At 53.3% G+C, this 18,187-nt stretch carries 19 protein-coding genes; 13 read left to right on the forward strand and 6 right to left on the reverse strand.

What is annotated here, in order from left to right; genetic code table 11:
* The first annotated feature begins 41 nt into the window (after positions 1-41).
* On the forward strand, positions 42-980 hold the full coding sequence (nudC, locus tag KO503_RS17160; protein ID WP_215992775.1) for an NAD(+) diphosphatase: 939 nt from the start codon (positions 42-44) through the stop codon (positions 978-980).
* 45 nt (positions 981-1,025) lie between these two features.
* On the forward strand, positions 1,026-1,499 hold the full coding sequence (locus KO503_RS17165) for an SRPBCC family protein (RefSeq protein ID WP_215992776.1): 474 nt from the start codon (positions 1,026-1,028) through the stop codon (positions 1,497-1,499).
* Between the two features lie 99 nt (positions 1,500-1,598).
* Here the strand turns inward: KO503_RS17165 and KO503_RS17170 are convergent, their stop codons facing one another.
* Positions 1,599-2,429: a prephenate dehydratase gene (locus tag KO503_RS17170; protein WP_215992777.1), complete on the reverse strand. Its 831-nt coding sequence runs from the start codon at positions 2,427-2,429 to the stop codon at positions 1,599-1,601.
* Positions 2,430-2,551: 122 nt separating this feature from the next.
* Here KO503_RS17170 and KO503_RS17175 point away from each other — a divergent pair, with 122 nt between their 5' ends.
* The 5 genes from KO503_RS17175 (at position 2,552) to KO503_RS17195 (ending at position 9,071) form a co-directional block, all read left to right on the forward strand.
* Positions 2,552-3,067 (forward strand): c-type cytochrome, encoded by a 516-nt coding sequence (locus KO503_RS17175; protein ID WP_215992778.1) that lies wholly within the window; start codon positions 2,552-2,554, stop codon positions 3,065-3,067.
* A 241-nt stretch (positions 3,068-3,308) separates the two neighbouring features.
* A complete protein-coding gene (locus tag KO503_RS17180) occupies positions 3,309-5,207 on the forward strand; it encodes an extracellular solute-binding protein (protein ID WP_215992779.1) in 1,899 nt (632 codons plus the stop codon).
* A 62-nt stretch (positions 5,208-5,269) separates the two neighbouring features.
* Positions 5,270-6,364 carry a microcin C ABC transporter permease YejB gene (locus KO503_RS17185; RefSeq protein ID WP_215992780.1) on the forward strand — a complete coding sequence of 365 codons (1,095 nt, stop codon included), beginning with the start codon at positions 5,270-5,272 and terminating at the stop codon, positions 6,362-6,364.
* Positions 6,361-7,467, forward strand: coding sequence for an ABC transporter permease (locus tag KO503_RS17190; RefSeq protein ID WP_215992781.1), 1,107 nt, complete (start codon positions 6,361-6,363; stop codon positions 7,465-7,467). The genes KO503_RS17185 and KO503_RS17190 overlap by 4 nt, the downstream gene beginning before the upstream one ends.
* The gene (locus tag KO503_RS17195) at positions 7,464-9,071 is read left to right on the forward strand and encodes an ABC transporter ATP-binding protein (RefSeq protein ID WP_215992782.1); all 1,608 of its coding nucleotides are present in this window, start codon (positions 7,464-7,466) and stop codon (positions 9,069-9,071) included. Before KO503_RS17190 ends, KO503_RS17195 begins: the two co-directional genes overlap by 4 nt.
* A 50-nt stretch (positions 9,072-9,121) precedes the next feature.
* Here the strand turns inward: KO503_RS17195 and KO503_RS17200 are convergent, their stop codons facing one another.
* Positions 9,122-10,618 carry a D-alanyl-D-alanine carboxypeptidase family protein gene (locus tag KO503_RS17200; RefSeq protein ID WP_252731165.1) on the reverse strand — a complete coding sequence of 499 codons (1,497 nt, stop codon included), beginning with the start codon at positions 10,616-10,618 and terminating at the stop codon, positions 9,122-9,124.
* A gap of 303 nt (positions 10,619-10,921) precedes the next feature.
* On the reverse strand, positions 10,922-11,620 hold the full coding sequence (locus KO503_RS17205) for an HAD family hydrolase (RefSeq protein WP_215992784.1): 699 nt from the start codon (positions 11,618-11,620) through the stop codon (positions 10,922-10,924).
* A 136-nt stretch (positions 11,621-11,756) separates the two neighbouring features.
* On the opposite strand from KO503_RS17205, the gene clpS reads away from it, so the two are divergent.
* The 3 genes from clpS to KO503_RS17220 are packed head-to-tail and all read left to right on the forward strand — an operon-like array spanning position 11,757 to position 13,924.
* Positions 11,757-12,080, forward strand: coding sequence for an ATP-dependent Clp protease adapter ClpS (clpS, locus tag KO503_RS17210; protein ID WP_215992832.1), 324 nt, complete (start codon positions 11,757-11,759; stop codon positions 12,078-12,080).
* A 21-nt stretch (positions 12,081-12,101) separates the two neighbouring features.
* Positions 12,102-13,082 carry a class I SAM-dependent methyltransferase gene (locus KO503_RS17215; protein ID WP_215992785.1) on the forward strand — a complete coding sequence of 327 codons (981 nt, stop codon included), beginning with the start codon at positions 12,102-12,104 and terminating at the stop codon, positions 13,080-13,082.
* Positions 13,083-13,111: 29 nt separating this feature from the next.
* Positions 13,112-13,924, forward strand: coding sequence for an SDR family NAD(P)-dependent oxidoreductase (locus KO503_RS17220; RefSeq protein WP_215992786.1), 813 nt, complete (start codon positions 13,112-13,114; stop codon positions 13,922-13,924).
* Between the two features lie 6 nt (positions 13,925-13,930).
* Here the strand turns inward: KO503_RS17220 and KO503_RS17225 are convergent, their stop codons facing one another.
* Positions 13,931-14,305 carry a hypothetical protein gene (locus KO503_RS17225; RefSeq protein WP_215992787.1) on the reverse strand — a complete coding sequence of 125 codons (375 nt, stop codon included), beginning with the start codon at positions 14,303-14,305 and terminating at the stop codon, positions 13,931-13,933.
* A gap of 117 nt (positions 14,306-14,422) precedes the next feature.
* Here KO503_RS17225 and hemF point away from each other — a divergent pair, with 117 nt between their 5' ends.
* The 3 genes from hemF to KO503_RS17240 all read left to right on the forward strand — a co-directional run bounded on the left by hemF (position 14,423) and on the right by KO503_RS17240 (position 16,474).
* Entirely contained in the window at positions 14,423-15,316 is an 894-nt protein-coding gene (gene hemF, locus KO503_RS17230) for an oxygen-dependent coproporphyrinogen oxidase (RefSeq protein WP_215992788.1), read from the forward strand.
* 80 nt (positions 15,317-15,396) lie between these two features.
* Positions 15,397-15,672 carry a helix-turn-helix domain-containing protein gene (locus KO503_RS17235; RefSeq protein WP_215992789.1) on the forward strand — a complete coding sequence of 92 codons (276 nt, stop codon included), beginning with the start codon at positions 15,397-15,399 and terminating at the stop codon, positions 15,670-15,672.
* A gap of 70 nt (positions 15,673-15,742) precedes the next feature.
* Entirely contained in the window at positions 15,743-16,474 is a 732-nt protein-coding gene (locus KO503_RS17240) for a DUF1499 domain-containing protein (RefSeq protein ID WP_215992790.1), read from the forward strand.
* A gap of 100 nt (positions 16,475-16,574) precedes the next feature.
* On the opposite strand, the gene KO503_RS17245 is transcribed toward KO503_RS17240, so the two are convergent.
* Together KO503_RS17245 and hemE are read right to left on the reverse strand one after the other, a co-directional pair.
* Positions 16,575-17,072, reverse strand: a complete 498-nt coding sequence (locus tag KO503_RS17245; protein WP_215992791.1) for a GNAT family N-acetyltransferase — start codon at positions 17,070-17,072, stop codon at positions 16,575-16,577.
* Positions 17,069-18,106: a uroporphyrinogen decarboxylase gene (hemE, locus tag KO503_RS17250; RefSeq protein WP_215992833.1), complete on the reverse strand. Its 1,038-nt coding sequence runs from the start codon at positions 18,104-18,106 to the stop codon at positions 17,069-17,071. Before hemE ends, KO503_RS17245 begins: the two co-directional genes overlap by 4 nt.
* Positions 18,107-18,187 lie beyond the last annotated feature (81 nt).

Genomic DNA, 18,187 nt, shown 5'->3' on the forward strand with positions numbered 1-18,187 from the left:
ATGCAGCCAAATTGCTGTGGTGAACCATAAAGGCGAAAATAATGATGATCGACACAGTGACCTTTTCAGCTGGGCTTTTGCACCGCAGAGATGACCTTCGGAAAACCGCAGATGTCTTGCAAGCATCCCCTAAAGCGCGTTTTTTGCCGCTTTGGACTTTTAAACCTTTGGTCGATGACGCGGGGGGGCTTTTGATGGTGCCGCAAGGGCATCCTTTGCTCACATTTGCGGGCGTCACAGTGTTCTTGGGGCTCGATGATTCAGGCGCGCCTTTGTTTGCGGTTGATGTGTCCACGGCAGAGATGATGGACTGCGCAATGACACAGGAGGGACTGTTCGACATATCTGAGCAGCGCCACGACAGCCTGCCCCACGCCAGCTTTCGGGATCTAAAAACGGTGATGACGGATTTAAGTCCGCTTGAGGCTGAAATTGCTTCGACTGCGCGGGCGATTCTTGGTTGGCATAAATCGCATAAATTTTGTGCAGCCTGTGGGGTGCAAAGTGAGATTGCGATTGGCGGCTGGCAACGCAACTGCGGCGCTTGCGGTACGCCGCATTTTCCACGCACCGATCCTGTCGTGATCATGCTGATCACTCATGGCAACTCTGTGCTTTTGGGGCGCAGCCCGCAATTTCCCGAAGGCATGTATTCGCTTTTGGCTGGGTTTGTTGAGCCAGGCGAGCCGATTGAGGCCGCTGTACGCCGCGAAGTGATGGAAGAAGCCGGTATTCCTGTTGGAGATGTGTCTTACATGGCCAGTCAACCTTGGCCTTTTCCCGCGTCATTAATGATCGGATGTCGCGGTACAGCATTGTCGCGTGACATTACAATTGACGAAAATGAGCTGGAAGATGCGCTTTGGCTGACCAAAGAAGACTGCGCAAATGTCATGGCGGGCACCCATCCAGATATTTTGCCAGCCCGAGAAGGCGCTATAGCGCACTTTCTACTGACTAAGTGGCTTGCGGATGAATAGATTTGGGCCGATAACACTTGAATAGAGCGAGACAGGTGGACCGGCATGAAATTTTCGACCCGACAAGACATTGAAGCACCAGCAGATTATGTTTTTGATCAAATCACTGATTTTGATGGGCTCGAACGGCAGGCCATGCGACGCGGCATTGATGTGCGACGTAAAAATCCCATGCAACCGCGCGGGGTTGGTGCGGCTTGGACTGTGCAGGCGCCGTTTCGCGGCAAATTGCGCGATGTCGATGCGCATGTGTCCGAATTTGATTCGCCCAACTCTTTTGTTGCCGATGCCAAATCTGGCGGGCTTGATATGACCTTGAATGTCGAACTGGTGCCTTTGTCGTCCAAGCGCACTCGTGTCACGCTTGGGTATGAGGTGCGTCCGCAAACGCTGTCCGCGCGTATTCTTGTACAATCTGTCAAGTTTGCGAAAGCTTCTTTGCAGCGCCGTTTTGAACGCCGTATCTGTGCGTATTGCGAGGCGATGTCTGCGCGCTATGAATTGCAAGCGCGCAGCTAAGTCCAAAGACTTACGGTTTGATTTGCAAAAGCGTGCCGGTTAGAGCTCGCCAGTTTGGCCGCGTTTTCCATTTTAAATCAGAATGTTCGCGGCAAAGGGCTACGACCGACGCGGATCAGCGGGATAAACACCCAAAATTTCGACCATCTCGGTGAAATAGCCAAGCTCATCCATCGCCAGTTTGACGTTTGCATCATCTGGGTGGCCTTCGATGTCCGCATAAAACTGCGTTGCAGTGAACACGCCATCGACCATATAGCTTTCCAGCTTGGTCATGTTGACGCCATTGGTCGCGAATCCTCCCATCGCTTTGTATAGGGCGGCGGGGATGTTGCGGACGCGAAACATGAAAGCCGTGACCATCTTATCTGCACGACGCGTGTGATCGGCATCGCGAGCCATGACCAAGAATCGTGTGGTGTTCAGCTTATGATCTTCGATCTGGGGCGCGATGACCTCAAGCCCGTACAATTTGGCGGCCAGCTCAGAGGCAAGGGCCGCTTGGGTCTTGTTACCACCTGCGGCCACATCACGCGCGGCACGAGCGTTGTCAGAACTGGTCACGCCTTTGATCTCATTGTCGTGCAAAAATTTTCCACATTGCGGCAGAATCACCGGATGCCCATGGGCATGGGTGATGTCTGACAAAACGGCACCAGGCACACCCAAAAGATTCACATGCACACGTACAAAGGTCTCTTGAATGATGTGCAAACCGGCCTGTGGTAGCAAATGATAGACATCCTGAACTCGGCCATAAGTCGAATTTTCAACCGCGATCATACCCAAATCAGCAGCACCAGATCGCACGGCTTCTAGCGCATCTTCGAATGTGGGGCAGGGAAGCGGGTCAAAATCAGGGCGAGTCTCGACACAGGCCTGATGCGAATATGCACCCAGTTCTCCTTGAAAAGCGATACGTGCGGCCATCTGCGCCCCCATTTTAGCGAAGTTTCTGAAGTAAGTCGTTTGGTCGCGGGTCTTATACCTTGAAATACACCGATGGAAACGGGTAGATACCCTTCAACAGATGCACATATACGGAACGCGACATGTTCGACACTATGACCCTTACCAAAGCTGTTGCAGCTCTTTGCGGCACATTTTTGTTCTTTCTCTTCGGCGCTTGGGCTGCAGAATCGCTTTACCACACAGGCGGTGGTCACGGCGATCATGCGCAAGCCTATGTGATCGAAGTCGAAGACTCTGGCGCTGAGCCAGAAGAAGTTGTTGAAGTTGACTTTGGTCCGATTTTGGCGGCTGCAGATCCTGCCTCTGGTGAAAGCATTTTCGGCAAGAAATGTACGGCCTGTCACACTGTGAACGGTGCAGACAAAACTGGCCCACACCTTGATGGCTCTTTTGATCGCGACATCGGTTCTGTTGCTGGCTTTGGTTACTCCGGTATTTTGACCGAACTTGAAGGCAACTGGACAGCAGATGCGCTGAACCATTTCTTGGAAAAACCAAAAGACTTTGCACCAGGTACAAAAATGACATTCGCCGGTTTCAAGAAAATCAGTGAGCGTGCAGACGTGATTGCCTACTTGCAGTCCTTGAGCAACTAAGACTAGCGATTGAGGCTGAGCCTCATGACCATGAGATTTCAAACCCCATCGGTTTTTTCGGTGGGGTTTTCTTTTGCGCTAAAGTCGGTGGGGCCATGCTGGGGCTGGCTTTTCTGGCGCCGCCATTCACATTTCGTCACGGTTTATTCACAGTTGTGCAACTTCGCGGTTGGAACCCGTGCAAATACAGATCAGATTGTGGATAAGAGTATTTAAGCTCATATCCCAACGGAGGTTCTGTATGTTTCACCTGTCTCACCGTTCATATCTTTTGGCGGCCTTATCGTCTTTGGCGATCAGCAGCGCTGGCGCTGCACAAGCAGCAGATGGCGATACGGTGGTGGCAACGTGGTTTTCCGATTGGGGCACAGCCAAATATTCAGAACCTTTCGATCACTTGGACTTTGTGAACCCAGATGCGCCTAAAGGTGGGCGTGTGGTGCAAGGCACAGTGGGGGATTTCGACAGCTTCAATCCCTATTCAACCCTGTCTGGAACGCCTGCGGCCATGTCGTCCATCGGCTATGAGCGCCTGATGGCCAGCAATGGTGCATCCTCAAGCCCGCGCATCGCTGATGAGTTCCAGTCCAGTTCTTATTGTTTTCTGTGCGAAACGATCGAATACCCCGAGTCTCAAGATTGGGTGATTTTTCACCTACGCCATGATGTTACATTTTCTGACGGCACGCCGATGACGGCCGAAGATGTTGCCTTTACCCACAACAAATTCATTGCCGAAGGGACATTGTCTTGGCGCGCAGGCGTCAGCCAAATGATCGAAAAAGTTGAGGTGCTGGACCCGTACACTGTCAAATTCACATTCAATCCGGACGCGCCGCGCAAAGGGTTGATCGGTCAAGCTGGCGCGACGACGGTGATGAGCAAAGCTTGGTTCGAGAAAACCGGCGCAAAGCTTGATGAAAAACGTATCGAGGTGTCACCGGGCACCGGTGAATATGTTCTGGCTGATTATGATATGGGCAAATGGGTCGAATATAAACGCAATCCGGATTATTGGGGCGACACTCATCCGCTTATGTTGGGGCGCGGCAACGTTGATACGGTGCGCGTCGAATACTTTGGCGATTCCACATCAGAATTTGAATCGTTTAAATCTGGCGAAACCACATATCGCGCTGAAAACTCATCGCTGACATGGGCAACGGGGTATGATTTCCCTGCGATTGAAAACGGCTTTGTGGTCAAAGAAACCTTGCCCAGCGGCACGATGCGCGGCCCTGTCGGGTTCCTGTTCAATCTGCGTCAAGACAAGTTCCAAGACAAACGCGTGCGTGAAGCCATTGGCCTGATGTATAATTTCACATGGACCAACGGCGTTTTGCAATATGGGCTATTTTCGCAACGCGAAGCCTTTTGGAATGCGCCAGGGTATCAAGCCGAAGGCCTGCCAACAGGCAAAGAGTTGGAAATTCTCGAGCGGGTGCGTGATCATCTACCAGACGAAATTTTCACCGAAGAACCGCGTATGCCGCATACCTCTGGTGAGCGCTTGATGGATCGCGGCAACCTGCGCAAAGCACTGAGGTTGATGGGCGAGGCGGGGTGGACGCCTGGCGATGACGGCAAGCTGCGCAATTCAGCAGGTGAAACGCTCAAGGTCGAGATTTTGCACTATCTCGCGTCTTGGGATCGCATCATCAATCCTTACGTTGAAAACCTGCTCGCGCTGGGCGTTGACGTGACTTACAACCGTGTGGACCCGAACGAATATCAAGCGCGTTCACAAAGCTTCGACTACGATATTATCTACAGCGGCTATGTGAGTTCCTTTGAAGAGGACACAGACTTTTCGCAAAAATACAGCTGCGAAGACCGCAACGACATCTTTAATCCTGCGGGGTATTGTAGCGAGGCCATCGACGAGATTGGCGACATTCTGCTTGAGGCCAAAAGTTTTGAAGATATGCAATCGACCCTGCGCGCAGCAGACCGTATTTTGCGCGACGAATATTTCATTGTGTTGGCGCATATGAACGATACGGCTTGGGTCTCTTACTATGATATGTATGAACATCCAGCGGTCGATCAGTTGCCGCCGCTTGGCAGTGGTGTTTTGGATACGTGGTGGGTGAATGCGGATAAAGCCCAAGCGCTCAAAGCCGCAGGCGCGATCAAGTAGCAGATAGAACAACAGGGGCAACCAAGCCCCGAGACGATAACAGGTGGAAGGACCTCTGAAACATGGGAGCCTATATTCTTCGGCGGCTTTTGCTGGTCATACCAACGCTGTTGGGCATTATGATCGTAAATTTCACGCTGACCCAATTTGTGCCCGGCGGACCGATTGAACAGGTCTTGGCCGAAATCAATGGCGAAGGCGATGTCTTTGCCTCGATCAATGGTGGTGGTGGCGATGCCGCTGGGGTTGAAATTCAAGGTGGCGCGTCCACCTCTGAATACATTGGCGCACGGGGCCTGCCGCCTGAGTTCATCAAAGAACTTGAAGTACAATTCGGGCTGGATAAACCACCGCTTGAACAATTCCTGCACATGATGTGGAACTATGTGCGGTTTGACTTTGGCGAAAGCTATTTCAAATCCGAAGGCGTCTTGGATCTGGTCTGGGACCGACTGCCAGTGTCTATCTCGCTGGGCCTTTGGGCGACCTTGATTTCCTATCTGATCTCGATCCCTTTGGGCATTCGCAAAGCAGTGAAAGACGGATCAAGGTTCGACACTTGGACCTCAGCCATCATCATTGTCGCCTATGCAATCCCCAGCTTTTTGTTCGCCATCATGCTGGTCGTCGTCTTTGCGGGCGGGTCCTATTGGCAAATCTTTCCTTTGCGCGGGTTGACCTCGGCAAATTTTGACGAGCTGTCCTTGTGGGGCAAAGTGGTCGATTACGCGTGGCACATCACCTTGCCGGTCTTGGCGATGCTGATCTCGTCTTTCGCAACGCTGACGCTTTTGACCAAGAACTCTTTCTTGGACGAAATACGCAAACAATATGTGGTCACAGCCCGCGCCAAAGGCCTGTCCGAACACCGCGTGATGTACGGCCATGTGTTTCGCAACGCGATGTTGATCGTGATCTCAGGCTTTCCGGCGTTGTTCTTGGGCGTGTTCTTTTCGGGATCGTTGATTATCGAGACTATATTTTCGCTCGATGGCATTGGTCGTTTGGGATTCGAAGCCGTGCTCAGACGCGATTACCCCGTGATCTTTGGCACGATGTTTTTCTTTGGTCTTATCGGTCTGATTATCGGGATTTTGTCTGATCTGATGTATATTTTTATCGATCCGCGTATCGATTTTGAAAAGAGGGATTCATGAAACTGTCTCCGCTCAACCAGCGCCGCTGGCGCAATTTCAAATCCAACCGCCGCGCGTTGTGGTCGCTTTGGATTTTCACCACCTTGTTTGTACTGTCACTGTTCGCTGAATTTATCGCCAACGACAAACCTATCTTGGTGCAATATCGCGGCAGCTATTACACGCCGATTTTCAACTTCTATCCTGAAACTGAATTTGGCGGTGATTTTCGCACCGAGGCTGTGTACCGCTACGCCGAAGTCGAATGCCTGATCACAACCGGCGGGTTGGTGGACTGCTTTGACGACCCTGAAGGGCTGATCGCGGATGCACAGGATGGCATCGTAGATGGCGAGCCGATTGAAAAAGGCTGGATGATCTGGCCGATCATTCCCTATTCGTTCAACACCCAAGTCGAGGGACCAGGCGCTGCCCCATCGCCGCCCACCATGCAAAACTGGCTTGGCACTGATGACACCAAACGCGATGTCACGGCGCGGGTGATTTATGGGTTCCGCATTTCGATCCTGTTCGCGCTGGCAGTGACTGTGGTGTCCTCGGCCATCGGCATCGTCGCTGGGGCCATTCAGGGGTATTTCGGCGGACGGGTCGATTTGATTTTTCAACGCGTGTTGGAAATCTGGAGCTCAACCCCGCAGCTTTACGTGATCATCATCGTCTTTGCCATTTTGGGCAGATCGTTTTGGTTGCTCGTGTTCGTGACCATCCTGTTTGGTTGGCCTGCGCTGACGGGCGTGGTGCGTGCTGAATTTTTGCGCGCGCGCAATTTCGAATACATCCGTGCCGCGCGCGCGCTGGGCGTGTCGAATTGGACAATCATGTTCCGCCATATGTTGCCAAACGCCATGGTCGCCACCGTCACCATGTTGCCGTTCATCATGACAGGGGCCATCGGCACGCTGGCCAGCCTTGATTTCTTGGGCTTTGGCCTGCCGACCTCTTTGCCGTCTTTGGGCGAAATGACAGCGCAAGCCAAACAGAACCTGCAAGCCCCGTGGTTGGGCTTTACCGCCTTTTTCACCTACGCGGTTATGCTGTCGTTGCTGGTCTTTATCTTTGAAGGCATCCGCGACGCATTTGATCCCAGAAAGACCTTCCAATGAGCCTGTTGTCGTTCGAAAACCTTCATGTGTCGTTCAAGCAAGACGGCGGGTTAAGCCCTGCTGTCAAAGGCGTGTCTTTTGATGTGAAAAAAGGCGAAACCGTTGCTTTGGTCGGTGAATCCGGATCGGGGAAATCTGTCACCGCATTATCTTCTGTCAGCTTGCTGCCTGACAGCGCGGTGATTGAAGGGTCGATCAAATATAATGGGCAAGAGTTGTGTGGCGCGCCCGAGGCTGATCTGCGCAAACTGCGCGGCAATGACATCAGCTTTATCTTTCAAGAGCCGATGACCTCGCTTAACCCATTGCACACCATCGAAAAACAACTGGCTGAGATTTTGTTGGTCCACCAAGGTTTGCGGGGCCAAGAGGCGCAAAATCGCGTCATCGAATTGCTAACCCAAGTGGGTATTCATGAACCCGAAGGGCGTTTAAAAGACTATCCGCATCAACTGTCTGGCGGGCAGCGTCAGCGCGTGATGATCGCTATGGCGCTTGCCAACGGGCCTGATCTATTGATCGCCGACGAGCCTACGACAGCTTTGGACGTGACCATCCAAGCGCAGGTTTTGACGCTGTTGCGCGACTTGCAGGCCTCTATGGGCATGTCGATGTTGTTCATCACTCATGACCTTGGGATTGTGCGCAAATTGGCCGACCGTGTCTGTGTGATGAAAGACGGTGAAATCGTTGAAGCGGGCGTGACCAAAGACATCTTTGATGCGCCGCAACATTCCTATACCAAAATGCTGCTGGACGCTGAAACCGTGGGTTACCCCGTGCCGGTGCCTGATGATGCGCCAGTGATCACCGAGACCAAAGACCTGCGCGTGTGGTTCCCCATTCAACGTGGGCTGATGCGGCGCACAGTTGGTTATGTCAAAGCGGTGAATGCTGCGGAATTCTCTATACGCGCTGGCGAAACTGTTGGTGTGGTTGGCGAAAGTGGATCAGGCAAAACCACGCTGGCGCTGGCGATGATGCGCTTGATCGACTCTGATGGGCCGATTGTTGTGCTTGGTAAAGACATCCAAGGCTGGACGCAAAAACAGGTGCGGCCTTTGCGGGCAGACATGCAGATCGTGTTCCAAGATCCCTTCGGGTCTTTGTCGCCGCGCATGACCGTGGCTGAAATTATCGCTGAGGGTCTAAGCGTGCATGGCTTGGGTGAGTATGCCTCGGCTGAGGCCGCCGTGATCGAGATCATGACCGAGGTGGGCATTGATCCCGACACCCGCAATCGGTATCCGCATGAATTCTCTGGCGGGCAACGCCAACGGATCGCCATCGCGCGTGCTATGGTGCTGCGCCCTAAGCTGTTGGTTTTGGATGAGCCGACGTCGGCTTTGGACAAAACGGTTCAAGTGCAAATTGTCGCTCTGTTGCGTGCTTTGCAAGTGAAACATAAGCTGGCCTATCTGTTCATCTCACACGACCTCAAAGTTGTTCGCGCGCTCAGTCACAAAGTGATCGTGATGAAACGTGGCGATATTGTTGAGGCAGGGGAGGCAGCGCAGATTTTTGATGCGCCTGCCGAGCCTTATACCCAAGCATTGATCACGGCGGCCTTTGATCTGGCCGTGAAAGAGGGCGCTGAGGTGTAAACCTCGCGCCCTCATTTATATTTCGAAATTTGTTGGGGAAGGCCGATGTCTTAGGACGATGGGCCCATTGTTGCACAGGCGTTGCCGCGTGCTTCCAATTTACGGCAGGTCAGTGCCGCGACCTCTTGCGACAGGCCTAAGAAATTCGCGTCATAGCCGCCTTTGCTGCGGGTGACTTTGCGCAAGGCGCCGTCAAGATTTTCAAGTTCGGACAATGCGGTTTTCAGCAAGACTTTGCGGGCCTCATATTCCGACCCATAGGTGCCGATATTCACGCCCCAATGACGGCTGCCCGATGTGGACATCCGCGTGACGACTTCCGGTGCTGTGCTCGCAAAAGTCGGGGCGACCTGCGCAGACACAGGTTCGATAGACGCCAGTTGCAAGGTGCTTGGGCGCGCTTGTGGTTTGATTGCTGCCATACCGCTTGGCACATCAACAACGGGCGCTTCGGCTGTGTCTTGCAATAGATCGGTGGCTTCAATAACCGCTGCATCCGCCGCCGCCAAAACAGCGTCAGCTTGATTGGCTTCGGCGACGACGTCGAAAATATCGTCAGACATCGCCATCAATAAGTTTTCCTGTTCAGGCGCGAGCTCACGCAGAGGACGCATTTGTGGCAGCGGGCTTGACGCCATCGTGATCCGAGCGCGTACAATTTTGGATGCAGTGCGCGGCGTGCGTCCCGAATCGGCAACCATCACAGCACCTGTGGAGGCCTTGCCCATATAGGGTGGGCGTTGGGGTTTGTGCACGGCGACGCGGGTCGCTGCGCGTTTGAACCCTAGATCCATCAATTCGGTCACACGCGCGTTGCGGGTGATGGTGGAACGTCCACCAAAGACTGTGGTGATGATGCGCTCTTGGCCGTGTTGCGCTGAGGCGACAAGGTTAAAGCCCGCAGCAGATGTGTATCCTGTTTTAATGCCGTCCGCACCTTTGTAGCTGTTCAAGAAACGCGAGTTGGTGTGGGTCACAGTGCGCACGCCTGCGTCGGCTGTTTTGCGCGAAAAGAGGTTATAATAGTCAGGGTAGTCGTAAAACACATGACGGCCCAACACGCTCATGTCGCGGGCTGTCGACAAATGGCCACTTTCGGTCAAGCCGTGGGCGTTTTTAAAGGTGGTGCGTGACATGCCAAGCGCCTTGGCCGTGCGGTTCATGCGGCGGGCAAAAGCGGCCTCAGATCCTTCGATCGCCTCTCCGATGGCTGTGGCAGAATCATTGGCGGATTTCACGGCTGCTGCACGAATCAAATAGCGTAGCTTGATTTTTTGTCCCGCTTTGAGACCCAAACGCGAAGGTGGCTCAGAGGCGGCCTTGCGCGAAATCGTGACCATAGTGTCCAGTGAAATTTCACCGTTCTCAATCGCTTCAAACGCGATGTAGAGAGTCATCATTTTGGTTAAAGAGGCAGGGTGCAATCTGGTGTCGGCATTGCTGGCATGAAGAACTTTACCGTTTCGTGCATCCATGACGAGCGCCGCATATTCAGCGGCCATCACAGACTTGATCGGGATAAGCCCCAAGATCAAAGCGATAAGCATCACGGAAAAAATGCTCGTGGAGCGGGCGCACGTTTTCACGCGTGCTTGCACGTCTCTTGCCATAATATATCTGCCTCATTTTATCGGATCGTTTCGCCCGAATTATTGGGTCAGCCTAGCACAGGGTTTGAAATGAGAAAACTACCAATTTTCAAAGGGTTTCAAGGGATGCATTGGTGCAACGCTATATCTTGTATGGTTAACATGCCTGTCCGCTACATATCTATTTTGAAGGCTGTGTAAAATTTTGGACGTAAAATTGATCGCTAAAAAGCCGCGGAGAAAAGCGGACCAAGAAAGCCCTTAAAGATTATCGATCAAGGCGGGCAGGGCACGCAAACTATTCAATTTTCGGTACTTCGGGTGCTCTGTTGGTGGCTCGGCATGTTCAATCGCCCAAGTGATGTTATGCGGCACGAAAACGCCCCAAGCCCCAGCCTCAATGGGGGCAATGACATCAGATTTCATCGAATTCCCGACCATCATCGCCGAATCAGCAGCGATGCCACGGGCGGTAAAAATATCTGCATAGACGCTAGGGATTTTGGCCGACACAATTTCAACACCATCGAATAATGCGCCCAAACCTGATTGTGCCAGTTTGCGTTCTTGGTCCAGCAGATCGCCTTTGGTGATCAACAAAATATCATGGGTTTGCGCGAGTTGCGCCACGGTTTCTGCCGCACCGTCTAGCAAGTGAATAGGATGCTGCAACATGTCTTGCCCTGCTGCGATCAGCTCTTTGATCACAGAGGCAGGCACACGCTCTTCGGTGACTTCAATCGCGGTTTCGATCATCGACAGCACAAAGCCTTTGATGCCAAACCCGTAGTGGCCAAGATTGCGCCGCTCAGCGGCCAAAAGACGATCTGCCAAGTGATCTGCATCTGTATATTGTGCCAAAAGCTGTGCAAAACGTTCTTGGGTCATGCGAAAAAACGCTTCGTTTTCCCACAGTGTATCATCCGCGTCGAAGGCAATTGTAGACAATTTGGTGCGCATTTTATACCTCTCCTGAGCCCCTAGGGGCATAACCCCCTTTATTCGTGTGAAAAAGGGTCTATATAAAGCGCCCGAACACTGATTTTTTCGACTGACCCGAATGGGAGCACCCAGCGTGATCCACTTGCCTTATAAAATGTCCGATAAAGACGACCATTTCGACGATGGTGATCTTGGCCTTGCCTTGAAAACAAAGCCAAAAACCCAGCGTCCGCCGATGTATAAGGTGATGCTTTTGAATGACGACTACACACCAATGGAGTTCGTTATTCTTGTGCTGGAACGATTTTTTGGAATCGGCAGCACGAAAGCGACAGAGATTATGTTGACCGTTCACAAAAAAGGTCTGGCCGTCGTGGGCGTGTTTGCCTTCGAGATTGCCGAGACAAAGGTGGCCCAAGTGATGGATTTCGCTCGTCGCCATCAACACCCGCTGCAATGCACAATGGAAAAGGAATAGGCGTCCGCGCCGACCCTGCCAATGGTATCCCCCAGACTTTCCCTCGTCCTTGATGGACAAGACCAGCCCAATCGGGTCGTGGTCTATCGCCCGCGTTCTGATGCCGATTACAGCGGTTTCGGCGATGCGACTGTGCAAATTGTTCAAGGGTTCAAACCTGACTTTGCCACCTTTCAATCGCTTGGGTTTGACACCCGCACAGCGGCTGAGGGATCATTCGATTTGGCCGTTGTGGCGGTGCCTCGCGCCAAACGCGAAGCCCGTGCTTTGATTGCGGATGCGGCGGAGCGTTCTGTGCGCGTCGTAGTTGATGGGCAAAAAACCGATGGTATCGACAGCCTGCTGAAGGATGTGCGCAAGCGCGCCGATGTGACAGCGCTCGTGTCCAAGGCGCATGGCAAAGCCTTTATGTTTGAGGGTGGCGATTTTGCCGATTGGGCAGATCCCGGAGCGTTGAACGCTGTCGATGGGTTCGAAACCCGCCTTGGTGTGTTTTCTGCGGATCGTGTGGATAAAGCCTCTGCGGCGCTGGTCGCGGCTTTGCCGGACAAGCTGCCGTCAAAAATCGCTGATTTCGGTGCGGGCTGGGGGTATCTGTCGCGTCATATTTTGGCGATTGAAGGTGTGAAAAAACTGCACATTATTGAGGCCGAAGCCACGGCATTAGATTGCGCGCGCGTCAATGTCACGGATGACCGCGCGGTGTTTCATTGGGCCGACGTCACAACGCATGAGGCGAAACCAGCCTATGATGGCATCATCATGAACCCACCGTTCCACACCACACGTGCTGCCGATCCTGGGCTTGGCCAAGCGTTCATTGCCTCTGCTGCGCGCTGTCTGGCCCCGCATGGGCACCTGTGGATGGTGGCCAATCGCCATTTGCCTTACGAGGCGACATTGAGCGAACATTTCGGGCTTGTCGCTGAAATTGGCGGCACGCCAGCCTTTAAAATTCTACAGGCGTCCAAGCCTCTTCGCACCGGCAAAAGAATATCGTAGTCTTGGCATACTAGAATTGGAGATTTGATATGAGTTTCTCGATCGCAGGAAAAACCGCTATTGTGACTGGTGCGGCCAATGGTATTGGCCTAGCGATTGCACGTCATTTCGAGGCCCAAGGCGCGAACGTCATGTGCGCTGATATGGATGAAAGCAAACTGGCTGCTGAATTGGGCGATGCAGGCAAAGATGATGGATCTTCCATACGTTACTTTGCTGGCGATTTGCGTAAAAAACTTACCATCGCCAATCTGTTGTCCGCCACCATCGATGCCTTTGATGGCGTCGATATTTTGATCAACGCCTCGCGCCAAGTGGTGCCTTGCGATCCGACCGTCGCCAAAGAAGATATGGTTGAATACCTGCTTGAGCAAAACTTGATGACCAGCTTGCGGATGACGCAGCAGGTGTCAAAGTGGATGCGAGAACATTCAAAGCGTGAAGAAAATCCGAACAGTCCTGTCGGGTCAATCGTGAACCTGTCATCGATTGCCGCGCGTCGGACACATCCGTCTATGATGGCGTTTTCGATCTCAAGTGCTGCGGTAGATCAAATGACCCGCTCGATGGCTGTGGCGATGGCGCCGCATGGTATTCGTGTGAATGCTGTGGCGTTTGGGTCGGTGATGAGTGCCAGTTTGCAAGATATGTTGGCGACCCATGAAGAGTTCCGCAACGAAATCATCGACAAAACGCCGCTTGGGCGCATCGCATCCGCCACAGAAGTTGCAGAGACGGTTCAATACCTTGCCTCTGAAGGCTCTGGTTTTATGACGGGTCAAATTCTGACTGTCGATGGCGGGCGTACCTTGGTCGATCCCGTCGGCAAACCCGCGCATTAATCGACTTTAGTCAGGATAGGCCTGTTGGCAGGCCAGCACTTGGGCTTCTGCTTGGATGGCTAAGGCGGCTTCTTTTTCGCGCAGAACTGCAAGTTTCGCGGCTTCACCATCAAGGTCGATGGACTTGCGTTTGATCACGGTGTCTTTCACGGCGACCCTGCAATATTTGGTGTCACCATTGGGTGTCTCGCCGCATTGTTTGCGCTCATAGTCGACGACTTCGGTCTCGACCAAAGCATAGCCGCGCGCCAGATTGCCCTCAGCTTCATTCACAAAGCTGCGCACGGCCCGTAAATCTTGCGTCGCGCGTGAAATGCACATTTGCTGCTCAGAGCACGCGGCCAAAAGCAATAAGGCGGGTAGGGCAAGCAATGTACGCATGGGAAACTCCTGTGTTACGTGCAGTATAGCGCTTATTTGCCGCGCCATAAGCGCTCTTGGCAGTGTCGGCGTAATCCTGCTAACAGATGGGCGTAAGTTTGTGAATAAGGACGCCTCATGACCGACGATCTACAAGACGAAAAAGCCCGCGCCTCTGCTTGGTTTCGCAGCCTGCGTGATGATATCGTTGGGGCGTTTGAGGCCTTAGAAGACACCCAAACGACAGGGCCTTTTGCCGATCTGCCCGCTGGCCGGTTTGAGGTTAACGAGACCAAACGCAGCTCTGAAGATGGATCAGACGCAGGTGGCGGATTGATGTCTGTCATGCGTGGTGGCCGTGTGTTTGAAAAGGTGGGCGTCAATATTTCAACCGTTTACGGCACGCTTGGCGCGCGGGCGCAAAGCGCTATGGCCGCGCGCAAAGGCTTGCCGGGTATGAAAGATGATCCACGCTTTTGGGCGGCTGGCATCTCATTGGTCGCCCATATGCAAAACCCGCACAGCCCTGCCGTGCATATGAACACGCGGATGTTCTGGACACCGCATGCTTGGTGGTTCGGCGGCGGGTCAGACCTGAATCCTTGCATTGAATATGAGGCAGACACTGCCGCCTTTCACGCCGTACAAAAAGAACACTGCGACCGCCACGACGCGTCATATTACCCCAAGTTCAAAGACTGGGCGGACGAGTATTTTTATATCCCGCACCGTAATCGTGCACGTGGCGTGGGTGGCATTTTCTTTGACGACCACTGCACGGGCGATTGGGAAAAAGACTTTGCCTTTACCCAAGATGTCGGGCGTGCCTTTCTGCCAGCCTTTCTTGGGGCCACCGAAAAGCGCCGCAACACGCCGTGGACGGACGCTGACAAAGACGCGCAATTGGTGCATCGTGGGCTCTATGCGGAATACAATCTGGTCTATGACCGCGGCACAAAATTTGGCCTAGAGACAGGTCATGACGCCAACGCTGTTTTGATGTCCTTGCCGCCCATGGCAAAATGGGTTTGACGGACTTGGGTTTAATTCTATCGGCGCAATCTACGTTTGATGGATGCGTCACTCGGAACTGATTTTTACGGAGATTTCCAATGACAGATATTACGATAGATACCGGACGCATTAAACTTATTCGCAAGGCGCGTAAAATTGGCCGCCCTAAATTGGCCAAGCAAATCGGTATGACGGAACGCCAGTTGACGAAACTTGAGACGTCGAAAAGCGCAGCTTTGGCAGGTGCCACAGCGCATATGCTTTCGGACGCTTTGCAGGTGCCTTTGCCAACCTTGACGGGGGAATTTGACGTGACTGAGGCAGATTTGAAACCGCATGCCGCACAGAGCTGCACTACTGGATGTTGCGGCTAAACGCGTGATGACGTGGGCCGTGTCCTGCATCAGTTTATGCTGTGAGTGAAATTTTCAAGAGAGTTAAAAAATGAAAAGATTTGTCATACTTGCAGTGATCACTGCGGTTCTGGGATTGAGCCTGATGGCGACCATATTCTTTGGCGCGCGCTTTGGACTGTGGGAACCGATCAAAGGGTTCCAGCTTTATAGGTCCTATTTCAACCCGATCGGCTTTGTTATTTTGGGGGCGGGCGTGATCGCTATGCTCGTGCATCTCGTGCGTGCAGAACGCAAACAGGCGGGCCTTGGCGGACTCATTTGCTTGATCGGGCTCGCGACATTGACGCCTTGGGCGATGGGGCTGGCCAACCCGCCTGTGCGCGCGGCCCCGATTCACGATATTTCAACCGATATGGTTAACGTGCCGCAATTCGAAGTGATCGATGAAACCCGCGTGGGCGCGTCAAATACGCTTGTCTATGGCGGTGCAGATGTTGCTGCGACGCAGGCCAAAAGCTACCCTGATATCGCACCACTTCTAACGGATCTGTCACCTGTGGCGGCGTTCGAGCGCGCTTTGGATGTAGCTGCAGATATGGGCTGGAATATCGTCGCTTCAGACGACGTGCGCTTGCGCTTTGAGGCGGTTGCCCGCACGCCCGTGTTCTATTTTGCCGATGATGTCGTTGTGGTTGTTACGCCTGAGGGCGAAACTTCTCGTGTTGATATGCGTGGCGTTTCACGTATCGGGCGCAGTGACCAAGGCGTCAACGCCGCCCGTATCCGTTCGTTTCAAAGCGCGTTTGCCGACAAAGGCTGAATGCGAGTCACGCTGATGACATTGTGAGGCATTACTCCATAAAATATGAAAGGGGCCCTGCTTGTGGCCCCTTTTTATATGCGTCTTTTGTGATGTTCGCTTACTGTGCCAAAGCCTGTAAATCGTCCCACGTCACAGGGTAGGTTTGCACAGGTTCGCCGTAGAGCTTTTCGTCCTGCGCAGGGCCACGCATTCCGCCCATTTTATCATAGAACGCAACGGCGGGATGATTGTCTGTGATCACTGTCAGCGATACCGCACTGTGCCCAAGATCGATCAGACGCTTGGCTGCGGCGCGCATCAAAGCCTCGCCAATGCCTCCGCGTTTGCGGGTCGGCGAGACATGCAGGTTGTCGATATAGGTGGGGGTGCGGTCGCACATCACATAGATGAACCCATCCACGACGCCATCTGTGTCGGACACCAACAGCACATTGCCCGCAGGCACATCCATGCCCACCCACTTGGCGCGCAGATCGTCGACGACGGGCTGGCCGAGATACGCGTCAGACAATAGCCCTTGGTAGGCCCCGCGCCAGCTGGCGATTTGCAGCGCAGCGATGGATTCCATATCGGCGGGAATAGCGGCGCGGATCATGCGTTTTCTCGCAGTGTTTCGATCATCAGCGCCACGTTGTCTGGATCAGCGTCGGGCGTGATGCCGTGGCCGAGATTGAAAATATGCGGACCCTTTGCGAAGGTGTCGCGCACATGACGCACCTCGTCGATTAAATCCTGACCGCCTGTGACCATATGTGATGATTTCAAGTTGCCCTGCACGCAACCGTCAACCTGCACATTGGCCGCGCCCCATTCAGGGGTCACAGAATTATCCAGCGCCACACAGTCTACGCCGGTTTTCTTGGCAAAACCGATGTAACCGTCGCCTGCCTCACGCGGGAAACCGATGATCGGTACATTTGGGTGACGGCGTTTCAGCTCGCGGGTGATAAGGCGTGCAGGCTCGACGGCGTATTTCTCAAACGCTTCGCCTTTGAGCGATCCCGCCCAACTGTCAAAGATTTTCACAACTTCCGCGCCTGCACGAATTTGCATGTCGAGATATTCAATCGTGCTGACGGTGAGCAGGTTGATGACATTTTCAAACAGTTCGTTATTGCCCATCCGCAGCGCATGGGCGGGGCCTTGATCTGGTGTGCCGCGACCTGCCAGCATATAGGTTGCAACGGTCCAAGGTGCGCCTGCGAAACCGATCAATGTGGTCTCGTCGGGCAGTTCTTGCGCCAAGATTTTGACGGTCTCGTAAACAGGGTTGAGCACCTTGTGGATATCGTCCTTGCCTTTAAGCGCGTTGAAATCGGACTGTTGGGTGATCGTGGACAGTCGCGGGCCTTCGCCAGTGACAAACCAAAGATCCGCGCCCAAAGCTTGGGGCAACAGCAAAATATCAGCGAATAAAATTGCCGCATCAAAGCCGAAACGGCGGATCGGTTGCAATGTGACTTCTGCGGCCAGCTCAGGATTGTAGCACAGCTTCAAAAAATCACCGGCTTGGGCACGGGTGGCGCGATACTCGGGCAAATAGCGCCCTGCTTGACGCATCATCCAAATCGGCGGCACGCTTTGCGTTTCACCGCGCAATGCCTTGAGAATTGTTTTATCTGCCATGATCTGCCCTTCCAAAATTGCTTGGACGTTGGTCACGTGCCTGCGGTGTTTTGTCAAGCATTCCATGCTTGTCAGGCCATCACG

The sequence above is a fragment of the Pacificibacter marinus genome (assembly GCF_018860505.1).
Taxonomy (GTDB): domain Bacteria; phylum Pseudomonadota; class Alphaproteobacteria; order Rhodobacterales; family Rhodobacteraceae; genus Celeribacter; species Celeribacter marinus_B.

Excerpts from the sequence above, each read along its gene's own strand:
- KO503_RS17225 (WP_215992787.1), bottom strand. The coding sequence starts at position 14,305 with ATGCGTACATTGCTTGCCCTACCCGCCTTATTGCTTTTGGCCGCGTGC.
- KO503_RS17165 (WP_215992776.1), top strand. The coding sequence starts at position 1,026 with ATGAAATTTTCGACCCGACAAGACATTGAAGCACCAGCAGATTATGTT.
- KO503_RS17200 (WP_252731165.1), bottom strand. The coding sequence starts at position 10,618 with ATGCTTATCGCTTTGATCTTGGGGCTTATCCCGATCAAGTCTGTGATG.
- KO503_RS17215 (WP_215992785.1), top strand. The coding sequence starts at position 12,102 with ATGGTATCCCCCAGACTTTCCCTCGTCCTTGATGGACAAGACCAGCCC.
- KO503_RS17180 (WP_215992779.1), top strand. The coding sequence starts at position 3,309 with ATGTTTCACCTGTCTCACCGTTCATATCTTTTGGCGGCCTTATCGTCT.
- clpS (WP_215992832.1), top strand. The coding sequence starts at position 11,757 with ATGTCCGATAAAGACGACCATTTCGACGATGGTGATCTTGGCCTTGCC.
- KO503_RS17185 (WP_215992780.1), top strand. The coding sequence starts at position 5,270 with ATGGGAGCCTATATTCTTCGGCGGCTTTTGCTGGTCATACCAACGCTG.
- KO503_RS17220 (WP_215992786.1), top strand. The coding sequence starts at position 13,112 with ATGAGTTTCTCGATCGCAGGAAAAACCGCTATTGTGACTGGTGCGGCC.
- KO503_RS17195 (WP_215992782.1), top strand. The coding sequence starts at position 7,464 with ATGAGCCTGTTGTCGTTCGAAAACCTTCATGTGTCGTTCAAGCAAGAC.
- KO503_RS17175 (WP_215992778.1), top strand. The coding sequence starts at position 2,552 with ATGTTCGACACTATGACCCTTACCAAAGCTGTTGCAGCTCTTTGCGGC.
- KO503_RS17205 (WP_215992784.1), bottom strand. The coding sequence starts at position 11,620 with ATGCGCACCAAATTGTCTACAATTGCCTTCGACGCGGATGATACACTG.
- hemF (WP_215992788.1), top strand. The coding sequence starts at position 14,423 with ATGACCGACGATCTACAAGACGAAAAAGCCCGCGCCTCTGCTTGGTTT.
- KO503_RS17245 (WP_215992791.1), bottom strand. The coding sequence starts at position 17,072 with ATGATCCGCGCCGCTATTCCCGCCGATATGGAATCCATCGCTGCGCTG.
- KO503_RS17190 (WP_215992781.1), top strand. The coding sequence starts at position 6,361 with ATGAAACTGTCTCCGCTCAACCAGCGCCGCTGGCGCAATTTCAAATCC.
- KO503_RS17235 (WP_215992789.1), top strand. The coding sequence starts at position 15,397 with ATGACAGATATTACGATAGATACCGGACGCATTAAACTTATTCGCAAG.
- KO503_RS17240 (WP_215992790.1), top strand. The coding sequence starts at position 15,743 with ATGAAAAGATTTGTCATACTTGCAGTGATCACTGCGGTTCTGGGATTG.
- KO503_RS17170 (WP_215992777.1), bottom strand. The coding sequence starts at position 2,429 with ATGGCCGCACGTATCGCTTTTCAAGGAGAACTGGGTGCATATTCGCAT.
- nudC (WP_215992775.1), top strand. The coding sequence starts at position 42 with ATGATGATCGACACAGTGACCTTTTCAGCTGGGCTTTTGCACCGCAGA.